This is a genomic window from Ruegeria sp. CDSB136 (assembly GCF_059610965.1).
On record NZ_JBXWOP010000003.1, the window covers coordinates 188,622 to 204,036 of the forward strand.

Annotated in this window: 14 protein-coding genes; 6 read left to right on the forward strand and 8 right to left on the reverse strand. The window is 58.9% G+C overall.

Going from position 1 to position 15,415, the window contains the following annotated elements; all coding sequences use genetic code 11:
• The first annotated feature begins 6 nt into the window (after positions 1-6).
• The 3 genes from AC2FIR_RS05030 to AC2FIR_RS05040 are packed head-to-tail and all read left to right on the forward strand — an operon-like array spanning position 7 to position 2,239.
• The gene (locus AC2FIR_RS05030) at positions 7-1,068 is read left to right on the forward strand and encodes an Mrp/NBP35 family ATP-binding protein (protein WP_321253432.1); all 1,062 of its coding nucleotides are present in this window, start codon (positions 7-9) and stop codon (positions 1,066-1,068) included.
• Entirely contained in the window at positions 1,065-1,760 is a 696-nt protein-coding gene (locus AC2FIR_RS05035; protein ID WP_496744650.1) for a biotin/lipoate--protein ligase family protein, read from the forward strand. Before AC2FIR_RS05030 ends, AC2FIR_RS05035 begins: the two co-directional genes overlap by 4 nt.
• On the forward strand, positions 1,760-2,239 hold the full coding sequence (locus tag AC2FIR_RS05040; RefSeq protein WP_496744652.1) for a DUF6505 family protein: 480 nt from the start codon (positions 1,760-1,762) through the stop codon (positions 2,237-2,239). The genes AC2FIR_RS05035 and AC2FIR_RS05040 overlap by 1 nt, the downstream gene beginning before the upstream one ends.
• 3 nt (positions 2,240-2,242) lie before the next feature.
• Here the strand turns inward: AC2FIR_RS05040 and AC2FIR_RS05045 are convergent, their stop codons facing one another.
• The 8 genes from AC2FIR_RS05045 to acs all read right to left on the reverse strand — a co-directional run bounded on the left by AC2FIR_RS05045 (position 2,243) and on the right by acs (position 11,707).
• Positions 2,243-2,743, reverse strand: a complete 501-nt coding sequence (locus AC2FIR_RS05045; RefSeq protein WP_480910189.1) for a flavin reductase family protein — start codon at positions 2,741-2,743, stop codon at positions 2,243-2,245.
• 88 nt (positions 2,744-2,831) lie between these two features.
• Positions 2,832-4,244 (reverse strand): 3'-5' exonuclease, encoded by a 1,413-nt coding sequence (locus AC2FIR_RS05050; protein ID WP_496744653.1) that lies wholly within the window; start codon positions 4,242-4,244, stop codon positions 2,832-2,834.
• A 2-nt stretch (positions 4,245-4,246) separates the two neighbouring features.
• On the reverse strand, positions 4,247-4,765 hold the full coding sequence (locus AC2FIR_RS05055) for a hypothetical protein (RefSeq protein ID WP_496744655.1): 519 nt from the start codon (positions 4,763-4,765) through the stop codon (positions 4,247-4,249).
• A gap of 93 nt (positions 4,766-4,858) precedes the next feature.
• Positions 4,859-6,682, reverse strand: a complete 1,824-nt coding sequence (locus tag AC2FIR_RS05060; RefSeq protein ID WP_496744657.1) for a DUF294 nucleotidyltransferase-like domain-containing protein — start codon at positions 6,680-6,682, stop codon at positions 4,859-4,861.
• Between the two features lie 108 nt (positions 6,683-6,790).
• Entirely contained in the window at positions 6,791-8,575 is a 1,785-nt protein-coding gene (locus AC2FIR_RS05065; protein WP_170616216.1) for a sodium:solute symporter family protein, read from the reverse strand.
• A 5-nt stretch (positions 8,576-8,580) separates the two neighbouring features.
• Positions 8,581-8,865 (reverse strand): DUF4212 domain-containing protein, encoded by a 285-nt coding sequence (locus tag AC2FIR_RS05070; protein ID WP_170348424.1) that lies wholly within the window; start codon positions 8,863-8,865, stop codon positions 8,581-8,583.
• A gap of 186 nt (positions 8,866-9,051) precedes the next feature.
• Positions 9,052-9,735, reverse strand: a complete 684-nt coding sequence (locus AC2FIR_RS05075; RefSeq protein ID WP_496744659.1) for an adenylate kinase — start codon at positions 9,733-9,735, stop codon at positions 9,052-9,054.
• Positions 9,736-9,742: 7 nt separating this feature from the next.
• Complete coding sequence (gene acs, locus AC2FIR_RS05080; protein WP_496744661.1) at positions 9,743-11,707, reverse strand: acetate--CoA ligase; 1,965 nt, start codon at positions 11,705-11,707, stop codon at positions 9,743-9,745.
• 427 nt (positions 11,708-12,134) lie between these two features.
• On the opposite strand from acs, the gene AC2FIR_RS05085 reads away from it, so the two are divergent.
• Genes AC2FIR_RS05085 through AC2FIR_RS05095 form a run of 3 tightly spaced genes read left to right on the forward strand, consistent with a single transcriptional unit; the run spans position 12,135 to position 15,247 of the window.
• Positions 12,135-13,151: a C4-dicarboxylate TRAP transporter substrate-binding protein gene (locus tag AC2FIR_RS05085; RefSeq protein WP_170616225.1), complete on the forward strand. Its 1,017-nt coding sequence runs from the start codon at positions 12,135-12,137 to the stop codon at positions 13,149-13,151.
• Between the two features lie 59 nt (positions 13,152-13,210).
• Entirely contained in the window at positions 13,211-13,840 is a 630-nt protein-coding gene (locus tag AC2FIR_RS05090) for a TRAP transporter small permease subunit (RefSeq protein ID WP_170806196.1), read from the forward strand.
• A 3-nt stretch (positions 13,841-13,843) separates the two neighbouring features.
• Positions 13,844-15,247, forward strand: a complete 1,404-nt coding sequence (locus AC2FIR_RS05095; protein WP_496744663.1) for a TRAP transporter large permease — start codon at positions 13,844-13,846, stop codon at positions 15,245-15,247.
• The last annotated feature ends 168 nt before the right edge of the window (positions 15,248-15,415 follow it).

Here is a 15,415-nt window from a genome sequence, read left to right on the forward strand (position 1 = left end):
AGATGCATGAGTGTTCGTGACGCGGTTCTGGCGAACCTGAAAAAGATCACCGACCCGGTTTCGGGTCAGGACATCGTCAGTGCAGGTGTGGTGCGCGCCCTGAATGTCGAAGGTGAAACCGTTCGTTTCGTGCTGGAGATCGACCCGAAACAGGCCGAGCGGATGGAGCCGGTGCGTGCCGCCGCAGAACAGGCCGCAAAGATGGTCGAGGGTGTTGAAAAAGTATCCGCGATGATGACCGCGCATTCCGAAAAGGCGCCGCCGGATCTGAAGCCGAAACCCAAGCCTTCCCAAACTGGGCCACAGCCGGTTGCGGGTGTTGACCGGATCATCGCAGTGGCATCGGGCAAGGGCGGGGTCGGTAAATCGACGGTTTCCGCCAACCTGGCCTGCGCGCTGGCCGCCGAAGGTCGCCGTGTTGGACTGTTGGATGCGGATGTTTACGGGCCATCGCAGCCGCGTATGCTGGGGGTTTCCGGACGACCGGCAAGCCCTGACGGAAAAACGATCCTGCCGTTGCGCAATCACGGTGTCACCATGATGTCGATGGGCCTGATGACCAACGAAGGGCAGGCGGTCGTGTGGCGTGGTCCAATGCTGATGGGCGCGCTGCAGCAGATGATGAACCAGGTGCAATGGGGTGCACTGGATGTGCTGATCGTCGATCTGCCGCCCGGCACCGGCGACGTGCAACTGACGCTGAGCCAGAAATTCCGGGTGGATGGCGCCATCGTCGTGTCAACTCCGCAGGATGTGGCGCTGATCGACGCCCGCAAAGGCATCGACATGTTCAATCAGCTCAAAACGCCCATCGTGGGGATGATCGAGAACATGTCGACCCATATCTGTTCGAATTGCGGACATGAGGAGCATGTATTCGGACACGGCGGAGTGGCCTCCGAAGCCGCGGCGCTGGGCGTTCCGCTGCTGGGGGAAATTCCGCTGCATTTGGACATTCGCGTTGCAGCCGATGGCGGTGCGCCGATCGTGGTCAGCAAGCCAGACAGTCCGCAGGCCGAGGCGTTCCGCAAGATCGCCCGCGACATGATCGCCAAGGGCCAGGCATGACCGAGCCGGTCTTCCCCCCATTGCTGACCGGACATCCGGTTCAGGGCGGGGAAGACCCGTTTGAGCGCGCGCAGGCAATGGCTGCGCTGGGCTGTGACGCAGGCGCGGTCGTTTACAATATTCAGGCAGACCGTCTGCGGGTTGCGATTGTCTTCGCGCCCGAGGTGCCGCTGCTGGACGCAATGGCAATGCTTCCGTTGTGCGCGGTGGGTTTTCAGAACGCTTTGGGCGCGCTGGCCCCGCCCGAGGTTGCCGTACATCTGGGCTGGGACGGTTTGGTCTGCGTGAACGGGGCCCGGTGTGGACAGTTCCGGGCCGCTGCTTCCGCCAATAGTTCGGAAGAAGTCCCTGACTGGTTGGTGATAGGGTGGGAACTAGCCTTGTTGCAGACAAGCGATGCACCCGGGGAAAATCCTGATGTCACCGCGCTGTATGACGAAGGCTGTGCCGAAGTCGGCCCGGTGCAGTTGGTCGAAAGCTGGTCGCGTCACATGCTGACATGGCTCAATCGCTGGCAAGAGGACGGCAACGGCTCGTTGCACGCAGAATGGATGGGACTTCTGCGCGGCGTGGGTGAGCCGATTGAAGAACAGGGCGTGTTCCTTGGCACGGATGAAAGGTTTGGTATGCTGATCCGCAAGGGTTCGGACACTCAACTGCGCCCACTGACTGAGTTGCTGGAGGCATCCTGATGAAATTGGCCCGTGCCATTCACTTTGACGAAAGTGACATGAATGTCTTTCAGTCGCCTGCGCGCACCGGTGAATGGTGCATTTCGGGCGGGTTCGAGTTTTCGAACTGGGGGTCGGCTGATCTGGCAGGCAAGGCGCGGCAGGCCTTTGCCAACGGCTGGCTGGGGCTTGAGACATTCGGACGGGTGACATTCGTCGCCGTTACCAACGTCGAACCATCCGAACTTGAACAGATCGCACAGAATCTTGCGGATCATTTCGTCCGTTTTTACGGGGCCCCATCAATCGATGCAGCCCTGGGCGTTGCACGGGCCGAAATTGACCATATGTCCGGCCTGTGTGAAGAACACGCGCCGAACACGCTGCTAACCGTTGCACGCGAGTTGACCGATTCAGGTGTTCATGAAGCGTTTCGCGTCATCGTTCCCCAAGATGCTAAACTTGAGGCGCTTGCCGTTCATGGGTCTCTGGACGAATAGCGTTCAGATCGTATCGACAAAACCACCGAACTGACCGCGTTTGAAAATCAGACCCTGACCTGTCCGGTACATCGCGGTTTCGACGCGACCCACCAAGATCAGGTGATCGCCCGCTTCGTGCCGGTCGTGCAGATGGCAATCGAACCGCGCCAGGCAGCCGTCCAGTTGAGGGCGACCGGCAGGATCCGCGCGCCAGTCTGCGTGCGAGAAATCAAAGCCGTTTCGGGCAAACTTCAAAGCCTGATCCTGCTGCTCCTGCGCCATGACGTGGATCGAATAGTCCGTGCATGCGCTGAAGGCGTCAAAGCGGTTGGAATCCTTGGCAAGGCACCACAGAACCAGCGGGGGATCCAGCGACACCGAGGAAAAGGAATTCACGGTAATCGCGCGCGGCCCTTCGGCCGTGTTGGTCGTGATGACCGTCACACCTGTGCCGAAACAGCCCAACGCCTGGCGAAAGGCGTTGCTGTGATCAGGGCCCGGGGTGAAGGTTCTATCCGTCATTGCGCGCTCGTGTTTTAGACGCGCATCAGGTGCCATGAGCGGTCGGGTTTGTCCATGGAAAGGTGAAAATGGCGTGAATATTTACGCGTCAGTTCAGATCTTCCAGCAATCGCCCATGTTTGCGTGTTTCGACCAGAACATCGCCAAATGTCACCATCCCGCGTGCCCGAAGCATGGGCAGCATCTTGACCAGAGCCTCGGCCGTCGCGACGGCGTCACCCAATGCCGTATGGCGCAGCGCCTCCGGGATTGTGATGTCCAGTCGCTCGCATAGTGCATCCAGGGTGTGTGTGTCGCTGGCACCGAACAGCACAGCCGACAGCAGGACCGTGTCCAAAATCAGGTGGTTCCATTCCACACCCATGCGTTTCTCATGCCGGCGCATAAACGCCATATCGAACGGAGCGTTGTGGGCCACAATGACCGCATCATGAGCGAACTGATGAAAAACGCGCCCAGCCTGGGCAATGTCCGGAGCCCCCAGGACCATGTGGTCGCTGACCTTGTGCACCTTGGTCGAAGCCGGAGGGATCGGAATTCCGGGGTTGACCAGCAAATCCAGATGCTCACCTTCGACGATCCGGCCCTTGACCACCCGGACTGCGCCGATCTGCACAACTTCATCCTTGTGCGGCAGCAGGCCCGTGGTCTCGGTATCGAACACCACGAAACACAGGTCGGTCAGGGCGCGATGTTCGAATTCTACATCGGTGGCTCCGTCCAACAGATCGAAATTGTAAACCAGCGGGCGGGCGGCCTCGGGCGGGATATTGGCGGCGCTGTCGTCGAAGATCAGCATGTAGCCGGGCGCATGGCCCAGGGGTTTCATACGCGCGGCATAGCTTTGGTTGCCATCAATGCTGGTCAGCGTACATGCGACCTCGAGCCCGGTCTTGCACATCTTCTCATACGCCGCTGTCAGCGGGTTCGGCTGCAGATACTCGAAAAGAGAGGCGTTCAGCCTAGGATGGGAAATCTGGGCCAAAACCTCGGCGGCCTGCGCGTCGTAGAGAACGATTTTATGGGTCGGACCAGCCAGCAGCATTGCCACCGGAATTTCCGTCAACAGCGCCGTAAGCTTCCGCTTTTCAGCCGCGAGATGAGCAGTTTCCGCAGCGACGGCTTCGGCGATATCAAGGGTCTTGTCAGTGAGCCGATCCGCAAGCCCTGCCGCTGCCGGGGCCAGATCCCCCAAATACCGAGCGGCCTGAAGGTCAAGGTCGCTGCTGACACCAGCATGCGCACGGGCGCGCAGTTCAGCCGACAAGCGCTCGATCGGTTTCGCGACATTGTCGTCAAACAACAGCCAGACTCCGACACTTAGCGCCAAAAGGCCAAAGGCGATAAGAATACCGGCAAAAACAAACGCATTGGCCAGGTCCGGGTTGCCCGTTCGTGCGTATCCGACCCACAGGGCTGCAATGCAGACGGTCAATCCGCCAAGTGCCAGCAGACAGAAGAACAGGAATACTCTCAGGCGCAGGCTCAGCCGGGTCAGCATGATCAGACCTCGCAGGTGGCTTCTATGACCGGGTCTCCGGAACCCGCCGCGATCCAGGTGGCATTCAGCAGCCGTCCGTCATCGGCGAATTCTGCACCATCTGCCAGGTTGGCGCGGCTGTTTTCGGCGCAATTGACTGCAACGGGCAGTTTCGAAACCGGGGCCCAGCGACCGAAGAAGTATAAATCCACCAGGCGTTGCTCGGGAACCTGCGCGTTGGTGCGTATCGATACGGTATCGATCGCGGCAAAACGATCCACGAAGGGCACGGCATAGGTCCAAGGTCGATAGAAGGCGCGGCTTTCGACCTCCTGCACGATTTCCATTCCTTCAGGCAAGGTTTCAAGCTGGCGCCCATACCACGAATATTCGCTGGCGATGGTCACTCCGATCATCCCGGCACCGGCGGCAACCGGCGCGGTCCAGCGGGGCAGACGGCCACCGGAAAGCTTGTTCAACAGCATTGCGATGCCTGCAAAAGCAAAACCTGCAAAAACCGTACCGATCAATTCAAGAAACATGGCTAACCTTTCTGACTCAGGCGCGTCTCGCCTCTTCTTCTTGTTCCAAATACGGTCGCCGAAAGCGATCCCATCGTATTCGTCAAACTACACTTAACCCAACATGCCCTTGCCGTGGCCTACCGCCGACTGCATCGTTTTTACCACGACAAAGGCATCGCGCAGATGACTTCGCTCAAAGTCGGACAAATCCGACGGGGGCAGGTAATTGTCGGGATCTTTCGCAGCCTTGATCTGCCGAACCTGATGTTCAAGCCGGGTTTCGGCAATCAGATCGTAGGCGTCCAGTAGATCCCGCGCGCCAGCGGGGCTCAGCACGCCGCCGGCCTCGGCGGCTTTCAGGCGTGCACGTGTGTTGGCTTCGGTGAATTGCCCCTGCAGACTGTAAATCCGGGCCAGATCCACCACAGGCACGACGCCGTTATGTTTCAGATCCAGCGTGTTTCGATGCTCGCCCGAACGGATCGTCGCAAAGCCGCGGAGCAGGCCCAATGGCGGCGTGTGCTTGAGCGAGTTGGAAATCATGTGGGCGACAAAGATTGAATTTGCGCTGGCCGCGCCGAGCGTATCTGCCTGAAGATCCGAGAACAGCTCGAACGCGCCGCCGATGGGGCGCAGGTCGAACATAACCGAGGCCAACATCTGTGCCTCGGGGTTGGGTTTGGCGATCCAGCCCTTGAAATAGTCGCGCCAGACGCGGACCGGCTGACACCAGCGCGGATTGGTGGCCATCATGTCGCCGGGGCAATAGAAATACCCGCAGGTGTCCAGCCCGTCCGAAACAAATTTGGCCAGATCAGCAAAATAGGGCATCTGGGCGTCTGTCACCTGATCATCCAGCATCAAGCAGTTGTCCTGATCTGAAACACCTGTCTGTTCCTGCCGCCCTTGCGAACCGCACGCCAGCCACAGATAGGGAACTGGCGGTGGTCCAAATTTGTCTTCTGCCAATACCAGCAAACGCCGGGTGGCAGTATCGGCAATGTCGGTGATCAGACGGGTCACGATCTCGTGCCGGTTCCCTCCGGCCACCAACTGCACCAGAAGTTGAGGGATTTCGGCCGTCACCAGCGCCATCTCCTCGGCGGATTGGGCGCGGGCGATCCGACGCACGAGTTCGGCGGAATTGACGGCCTGATAGTGGGTCAGGTCCGTTTGCGTGACGATGCCGACAAGACGTCCGCCTTCGGAAATGGGAATGTGGCCGATGCCGCGCTCCATCATCACATGCAGAACGTCCGAGCCGATATCCGAGGGCGAAAGTGTGACCGGATTTACCGTCATGATCGACGAAACCGGCGTTGCTGCGGGCATTCCGTCTGCCACGAACTTGCTTGCGATGTCCCTCAGCGTGGCAATGCCCAGAAGGGTCTCGCCTTCGGTTACGCAAAGCGACGAGATATGCCTTTCCCGCATCAACTGCGCTGCCTTTTGAACCGGGGTGGAAGGTGGGCAAGTCGCAGGATCGCGTGCCATCAAAACGTCAATGGCGGTGGTTGCCAGACTTTGCGGAGTGGAGCGGTTGCCCCGGGTTCGGTTGAAGAATCTCGAGACCACATCATGATCGTCGATCAGTTGGCGCACCAGGGCGGGCGGCAGCAGAATCAGAACAGACGGCGTGTCCGCGCGCGCATGCGTTGCTGCCTTGCCGTCTTTCAGCAGCCCCCGCTCGCCAAAGGAGTTGCGTAGACCAAGGTGGGATACGACCGCGCCGTTTTCATCCGTGATTTCGACCTGTCCTTCGTAGATTACGAAAACACCGGGCAGGGGGCCGCCCAACTCGTAAACCGGGCTATTCGCTTCGACCTCGTGAACCTCGATCTGCCGGGCAACGGCGTCCAGCGCATCCGTGGGCAGGGCGTCATAGGGGTGAACGGATTTCAGAAACCGGGTGATCTCATCATGGGACAGGGGCATAGGGTCGTCCTTGGCTTCTGAATGAAAAGCCCCGCCCGGTGGGATGCCGGGCGGGTACAGTGGATCGAAAGATGTGGTCAGCCATGGAGGGTACCGACCACATCAGGCTCACTTGTTCTGAGCTGCGCCCGCACCACGGGGAATGCGCACGCTTTCGACCAATTCGACGATCTCCGGCGGAGTCTCCTTGGTCATACCGGCGACGACGTAGGCAACGCCGAAGTTGATCATTGCACCAATGGCACCGAACGAAGTCGACTTGATCGGACCCAACAGCGGGTCAGCATCGGTGAACGAGTTGGTGTCCGGAATGAACAGCCAGCCCTTGTGCAGGAAGATGTAGACCAAGGTCACGGTCAGACCTGCCAGCATACCAGCAACTGCGCCAGTGTTGTTGATGCGGGTCGAGAAGATCCCCATCATCAGTGCCGGGAAGATCGAGGCCGCCGCCAGACCGAAGGCAAGCGCCACGGTTTGCGCCGCAAAGCCCGGCGGGTTCAGACCCAGGTAGGTTGCAACGACGATGGCCACGGCCATGGCGATACGAGCCGCCAGCAGCTCTCCTTTTTCAGAGATCTGCGGGTTGATCGCACCTTTGACAAGGTCGTGGGACACCGCCGACGAGATCGCCAGCAACAGACCCGCAGCGGTTGACAGGGCAGCCGCAAGACCACCGGCCGCGACCAGACCGATCACCCAACCCGGCAGGTTGGCGATTTCGGGGTTGGCCAGAACCAGGATGTCGCGGTTGAACTTGGTCAGTTCGTTACCAACCCAGCCTTTTTCTTCCGCAATGGCCTGCATGTCGGCATTCGCGTCATTGTAGTACTGGATCTTGCCGTCGCCGTTCTTGTCTTCCCAGTCCAGCAGACCGGTTTTCTGCCATGTCTGCATCCAGTCGTAACGTGGATCGGTGTCGATGTCTTCAACCGAAACAGCGCCACCTTCGATGCCACCGTTGGGCCACATCATGTCGGTGATGTTCAGTCGCGCCATTGCGCCAACCGCAGGGGCAGTCAGGTACAGCAGAGCGATGAAGACCAGCGTCCAGCCAGCCGACCAGCGAGCGTCAGACACTTTCGGTACGGTGAAGAAGCGCATGATCACGTGCGGCAGACCGGCGGTACCGATCATCAGCGACAGTGTGAACAGTACCATGTTCAGCGTGTTCGAGTGGTGGGCGGTATATTCGTTGAAGCCCAACTCGGTCACGATCGCGTCCAGCTTGCTCAGCAGAGGCTCTCCGCCTGCGGTGTCGCCAAACAGACCCAGCGCCGGGATCGGAGTACCGGTCAGCTGCAGCGAGATGAAGATCGCCGGGATCGTGTAGGCGGTGATCAGCACGCAGTACTGAGCGACCTGAGTGTAAGTTACACCTTTCATCCCACCGAAAACCGCGTAGGCAAACACGACACAGGCACCGATCAGAAGACCGGATGTGTTCGACACTTCAAGGAAGCGGCCGAAGGCCACGCCAACGCCGGTCATCTGGCCGATAACATAGGTCACCGAAGCCACGATCAGACAGATCACCGCAACGATACGGGCGGTCTGGCTGTAGAAGCGGTCGCCGATGAATTCCGATACGGTGAACTTGCCGAACTTGCGCAGGTAAGGTGCAAGCAGCAGTGCCAACAGCACGTAGCCACCGGTCCAACCCATCAGGAAGGTCGAGTTGTCATAGCCGGTAAAGGCAATCAGACCCGCCATCGAGATGAACGAGGCCGCGGACATCCAGTCCGCCGCTGTCGCCATACCGTTGGTGACCGGGTGAACGCCGCGACCGGCGGCGTAGAATTCGGATGTGGAACCCGCACGGGCCCAGATCGCGATGCCGATGTACAGCGCGAACGACGCGCCGACAAACAGCAGGTTGATGGTAAACTGGTCCATGGGGGTTACTCCTCATCCACGCCGTATTCGGCGTCCAGCTTGTTCATGCGCCAGGCGTAGTTGAAGATCAGCACCAGAAAGACCAGAATCGATCCCTGCTGAGCGAACCAAAAGCCCAGGTCGGTGCCGCCAACAGCGATACCCGACAGCAGCGGACGCAGCAGAATGCCGAATCCGAAAGACACCAGCGCCCAGATCACGAGGCTGATGTAGATGAGGCGCAGGTTGGCCTGCCAATAGCCCTTATCGGCCTCGGCAGCCTGCGCGGAGTTTGTAGATTGATCCGCCATCGCGGGTTCCTCCTTCGCTTCGTCGTTGAGCGGCCCCTTGCCCAACTCCTCCAGTGCGTTGGGCCGCCTCTCGAATGCGCCGAACGCCGGGTGGCGTTTGGCAAAACTCCTCCGGTCCGCCAAGGCGGGTCCGTTGAAGTATTCTTTTGTTGGATCAGAGCCCCAAATTGGGCTTCACTTATCCCCTTAACTCATCGCGTCGCCGACGATCTGTTCCAGATCACTGGCGATGTCTTCGATCCGGCCCATGGCGTTGGTCCGTTTCAAAACCTCATGACTTTCGTAGTAGTCGATCAGCGGAGCGGTCTGCGCATGGTAGGCTTCCAGCCGGGACGCAACGGTTACCGCATTATCATCGGCGCGGCGCTTGAACTCCGTGTGACCACATTTGTCACACTTTCCTTCGACCGCCGGTTTCTTGAACTGATCGTGGTACCCCTCACCGCAGCCAGCACAGGTATAGCGGCCCGAGATGCGGGTGATCATCTCGGCATCCTCCACCTCAAGGCTGATCGCGGCGCTGATCTTCTGACCGTTTTCGGCCAACAGTCCATCCAACGCTTCGGCCTGAACAGTAGTCCGCGGGAATCCGTCCAGAATGACACCTTTGGCGCAATCCGGTTCCGCCATCCGGTCGCGCAGGATGTCTATGACGATCTCGTCACTGACAAGATCGCCGGCTTCCATCACGGCCTTCGCGGCCTTGCCTGCCTCGGTTCCGGCAGCAACGGCGGCCCGAAGCAGATCGCCGGTGCTCAGTTGAACCAGCCCGAACTTTTCTTCAAGCATGCGGGCCTGTGTGCCCTTCCCGGCGCCCGGAGGGCCGAGAAGGATCAGAACGGCGGGTGTGGTGATCGTGGCAGCGTCCATCACATCCTCACTTGTTCGCACGGTTTTCGATCAGGTCTTCGACGACCGACGGATCAGCCAGTGTCGAAGTATCACCCAAGCTGCCAAAGTCGTTTTCGGCAATCTTGCGCAGGATACGGCGCATGATCTTGCCCGAGCGTGTCTTGGGCAGGCCAGGTGCCCACTGGATCACATCCGGGCTGGCGATCGGGCCGATTTCGGTCCGCACCCAGGTGCGCAGTTCTTTCAGCAGTTCGTCGCTGGGCTCACGATCATTCATCAGGGTGACGTAGCAATAGATGCCTTGCCCCTTGATTTCATGGGGGTAGCCTACGACAGCGGCTTCGGCGACGGCGGCATGCGCAACCAGTGCGCTTTCCACCTCGGCCGTGCCCATACGGTGCCCGGATACGTTGATCACATCGTCAACGCGACCAGTGATCCAGTAATCGCCATCTTCATCACGGCGGCAGCCGTCACCAGTGAAGTAATAGCCCTTGTAGTCCGAGAAATAGGTCTTTTCGAACCGCTCGTGATCGCCCCAGACGGTGCGCATCTGGCCCGGCCAGCTGTCCTTGATGCACAGAACGCCTTCGACCCCATTGCCCTCAATCTCAACACCGGATTGCGGGTCCAGAACCACCGGCACAATGCCGAAGAACGGTTTCATGGCCGAGCCGGGTTTCATCGCGTGTGCTCCGGGCAGGGGGGTCATCAAGTGACCGCCGGTTTCGGTCTGCCACCAGGTATCAACGATGGGGCATTTCCCTTTGCCGACAACTTCGTTGTACCAGTTCCAGGCTTCGGGGTTGATGGGCTCGCCCACTGTGCCCAGAACGCGCAGGTCGCTCAGGTCGCATTTGTCGACGAATTCATTGCCTTGTCCCATCAGGGCACGGATTGCGGTCGGCGCGGTGTAGAACTGGTTCACCTTGTGCTTTTCGCAGACCTGCCAGAACCGCGAGGCGTCCGGAAATGTCGGCACACCCTCGAACATCAGCGTGGTCGCGCCGTTGGCCAGTGGGCCGTAGACGATATAGCTGTGGCCCGTGACCCATCCCACATCTGCGGTGCACCAGTACACGTCACCATCGTGGTAATCGAAAGTGATCTCATGGGTCATGGCTGCATAGACCAGATAGCCGCCGGTCGTATGCACCACGCCTTTGGGCTGACCGGTTGAGCCCGAGGTATAGAGGATGAACAGCGGGTCTTCTGCGCTCATCTCGGCGGGCGCGCAGTAGTCATCCGCTTCAAGCGCCATTTCGTTGTAGTCGTGGTCACGCCCATCCACCCATGTAGTTTGGCCACCGGTCCGCTTGACCACCAGACATTTCACGGTGTCCTTGCAGTGCAGCAAAGCCGCATCGGCATTCGATTTCAGTGGCGTCTTGCGGCCACCGCGCGGGGCTTCGTCGGCAGTGATCAGGACCTTGGCGTCGCAGCCATTGACCCGCGCTGCCAGGGCGTCCGGGGAAAAGCCTGCGAAAACAATCGAATGGATCGCCCCAATCCGCGCGCAGGCCAGCATGGCATAGGCGGCTTCGGGGATCATCGGCAGATAGATCACGACCCGGTCGCCCTTGCGCACGCCCATTGATTCCAGAATGTTGGCCATCCGGCAGGTGCGGCGGTGCAACTCGGCATAGGTGATGTGCTGCGCTGCGTCGTTTGGATCATCCGGCTCCCAAATGATCGCGGTTTGATCGCCGCGTGTCGCCAGGTGACGGTCAAGACAGTTTGCCGAAACATTCAGCGTGCCATCGGCATACCAGTTGATCTTCACCGAGCCAAAGCTGTAGTCCACATCCTTGACCTGAGTATAAGGCTTGATCCAGTCGACGCGCTTGCCCTGTTCATCCCAGAAGACATCAGGATCACTGACAGAGGCTGCATACATTGCCGCGTATTTGTCAGCATCGATATGCGCACGGGACACGATTTCTGCGGATGGCGGATATGTTTTGGCACCTGCCTGGGCAGCGGTTGTCATACTGAGGCTCCTCCCTCTAGGACTGGATATTGATGAACCGATTTTGCCCGTCAAACAGGCAATGTCGACCCGTTTCCTCCCGATTGCGAATATACGGGGTTCTGAAAACAAATAAATAAATTGCCGTAGTTCCACGATTTGTTTGTAAACAAATTTCGCTATCAGGTTAAAAAATGTAAAGAAATATGAAAAAGATAAAAAAAATGTAAAAATAACAATGCCTACCGTGTAACTGTTTTCGAACTGCAGTTTTCCGGAATTTCCCGGATGCCTTTTGGATTCCCAATTCTTCTTTCGATTGTACCGGCAGGTCGCGCCCTGAAGGCGGCAACTCATCAGCGTCTGCGGGGTTGGCACATCCGGATGTTGGCGCTAGCTTTATGTCCAAGCGCTCTGACCAAGGGGCGCATCACAGGGAGAGATCACAATGAACAGGATGTTAAGCGCCGCCGCCGTCGCGGCCATTGGCGTGGCCTTTGCAGGCGAAGCCGTTGCGACCGAATGGAACGCCTCGGTCTGGGGCAAGCGCCGCGCATTTACAGAGCATGTTGAAAAGCTGTCCGAACTGGTTGCCGAAAAGACCGGCGGCGAGTTCACAATCAACGTCAGCTATGGCGGTTTGTCAAAACCCAGGGAAAACCTGGACGGGATCGAGATCGGCGCATTTGAAATGGCGCAGTTCTGTGCGGGCTACCATCGGGACAAGAACCGGGCGATCACCGTTCTCGAACTTCCGTTTCTGGGCGTGAACAATCTGGACGAGGAAGTAGCGGTCAGCCACGCGGTTTATGACCACCCGGCCGTCAAAGAAGAAATGGCGCAGTGGAACGCCCGGATCATCATGACGTCGCCCATGCCGCAGTATAACCTTGTCGGCACGGGCGAACCGCGCGACACTCTTGCCGCTTTTGATGGTATGCGCGTGCGCGCGACCGGTGGGTTGGGCAAAGCGTTTGAAGCCGTAGGGGGCGTGCCAACATCAGTGCCCGCCACCGAAGCGTTCAACGCGATGGAATCCGGCGTTGTCGATACTGTGGCATTTGCCCAGCACGCCCACCTGTCCTTCGGCACCATCAACGAAGCCGACTGGTGGACGGCCAACCTGAACCCTGGCACCGTAAACTGCCCGGTCGTGGTGAACATCGACGCCTATGAAGCGCTTCCGGCAGAACATCGCGAAGCACTGGACAGTTCGATTGACGAGGCGATCGATCATTATCTGGCCAATTACGGGGCCCTGCTAGAAAAGTGGGACGGTGTTCTTGAGGAAAAAGGCGTTCAGAAAGTTATGATTGACGATGCCGTCCTTCAGGAGTTCCGCGCCAAGGCGGCCGATCCGATCCGCGAACAGTGGATTGCCGACATGACCGACCAGGGTCTGCCTGCGCAGGACCTGTACGATCTTGTTCAGTCGACACTGCAGCAGCAACGCGGCGGAAACTGATGTTATGAACCGGATGCCACCGGGCGTCCGGTTCTCTTCAATGACAAGGAAAAAGCAGGATGGCGGGACAGGCCACCGTGCTGGAGGATGGCAGCCGTCTCAGCCGTCTGGACCAGCATCTTCTTCGGGCAGAAAGACTGCTGGCCCTGATCAGCGGTCTGGCGGTTTTCTCACTGATGGTTCTTGCCGTTGTGTCGGTGAGCGGCCGGAATGCGCTTAACGCGCCATTGCCGGGCTATGTCGACTGGATTGAACAGGCGATGCCACTGATCGCATTCCTGGGCGTTTCCTACGTGCAGCGAGATGGCGGGCATATTCGCATGGACATCGTCATCGCGCGTCTTCGCGGCCGGGCGCTTTGGTTCTTCGAGATGATTTCCGTCGTCTTGATCCTCGTCCTGATGATGGCCCTTGTCTGGGGCAGCTGGTCCCATTTCGAGCGGTCGTTCGATTTTGCCGCGCCAATGTGGAGCAGGGACAGTTCCATCGACATTGGTATCCCTCTGTGGCCGGCCAAACTGTTGGCTCCGGTGGCGTTCTCCGTTCTGTGCCTGCGTCTAGTTTTGCAAATCTGGGGATATGGGCGCGCGTTTGTTCTGGGGCTGGATCACCCGGTCGCTGTGCCTCTTATCCAGGACGCGGCAGCGCAGGCCGCCGCCGAGGCCGATCAGTTCGAAGGACAAGGCTGACTCATGGACACGATTGATATCGGATTGTGGGTCACAGGCGGCCTTCTGTTTTTGGTGGTCACAGGAATGCGCGTCGCCTTTGCGGCGGGGCTGGCAGGGCTTGTTGGGCTGGTATGGATTTTCTGGGCCAAGTTCGGATATGACCCCGACCGCTTTGGCAAGGCGCTGACGGTGGCAGTGAAAACGGCCGGACAGGTGCCGCATTCCAAGGTGGCCTCGCACACGCTCAGCCTGATCCCGACATTCATACTCATCGGCTATCTGGCCTACTATGCCGGGCTGACCCGCGCCTTGTTCGAGGCGGCAAAACGCTGGATTGCCTGGGTTCCGGGTGGTTTGGCGGTGTCGACCATATTCGCCACCGCAGGCTTTGCCGCCGTTTCGGGCGCGTCTGTCGCCACGTCTGCCGTATTCGCCCGGGTCGCAATCCCCGAGATGCTGGAGGTCGGGTACAACAAGCGATTTGCAGCAGGCGTTGTCGCCGCCGGCGGGACATTGGCTTCCTTGATCCCACCGTCCGCCATCCTTGTGATCTATGCGATCATCGTTGAACAGGACGTTGGCAAGCTTTTGCTGGCCGGGTTTATTCCCGGCGCGTTCTCAGCGGTCATCTATGGGGGCCTGATTGTCGGTATCGCCGTTGTGTTCAAATCAGTCGGCCCGCCGGTAACAGGCTTTACCTGGAAGCAGCGTTTCGCATCGCTGCCCGGGGCAATGCCAATCGTCGCGGTGATCCTGATCATTATCTGTTTTGTCTACAACCCATTTGGCGAAAAAGCCTGGGGCACGCCGACCGAGGGCGGGGCAATCGGAGCCTTTATCGTGTTCTGCTTTGCCCTTTATCACGGCATGCGCTGGGGTGAATTGAAGTCGGCGCTGCTGGAAACCGCCAAGCTGACGGCGATGATTTTTTCGATCATCTGGGGCGTTCTGATCTACGTCCGTTTTCTGGGTTTCGCCGATCTACCCGGAGCGTTCTCCGACTGGATCACGTCGCTTGAAATGTCGCCCATGCTGATCCTGATCTGCATCCTGTTGGCCTATGCCGTGCTTGGCATGTTCATGGACGCGATCGGCATGCTGTTGTTGACATTGCCTGTTGTATACCCTGCGGTAATGGCACTGAACGGCGGCGAAGCTGTCAGCGCTGCCGAGAGTGCTTTTGGAATGTCCGGCCCGATGTGTGCGATCTGGTTTGGAATTCTGGTGGTCAAAATGGCCGAGTTCTGCCTGATCACACCGCCAATCGGGCTGAATTGCTTTGTTGTGGCGGGGGTGCGTCCTGATCTCAGTGTTCAGGATGTCTTCAAAGGCGTGACACCGTTTTTTGTGGCCGACGCCGTTACCATCGCCCTGCTCGTGGCCTTTCCGGGTATCGTACTCTATCTGCCGTCCCTGGCTGGTTGACCTGGGTTTTTGCGAGGCTCTGCCTCGCGCTCCGGGATATTTTTGGCCAGATGAAGTAACGGATCTTTAATCAAATTGTCGGATACGGGATTGGCGGTACAGGCAGGGATGCCGATGACCGCGCCAGGTGAAGCTCTCCGGACCAATGGTCGGAGAGCGGATCCCTTG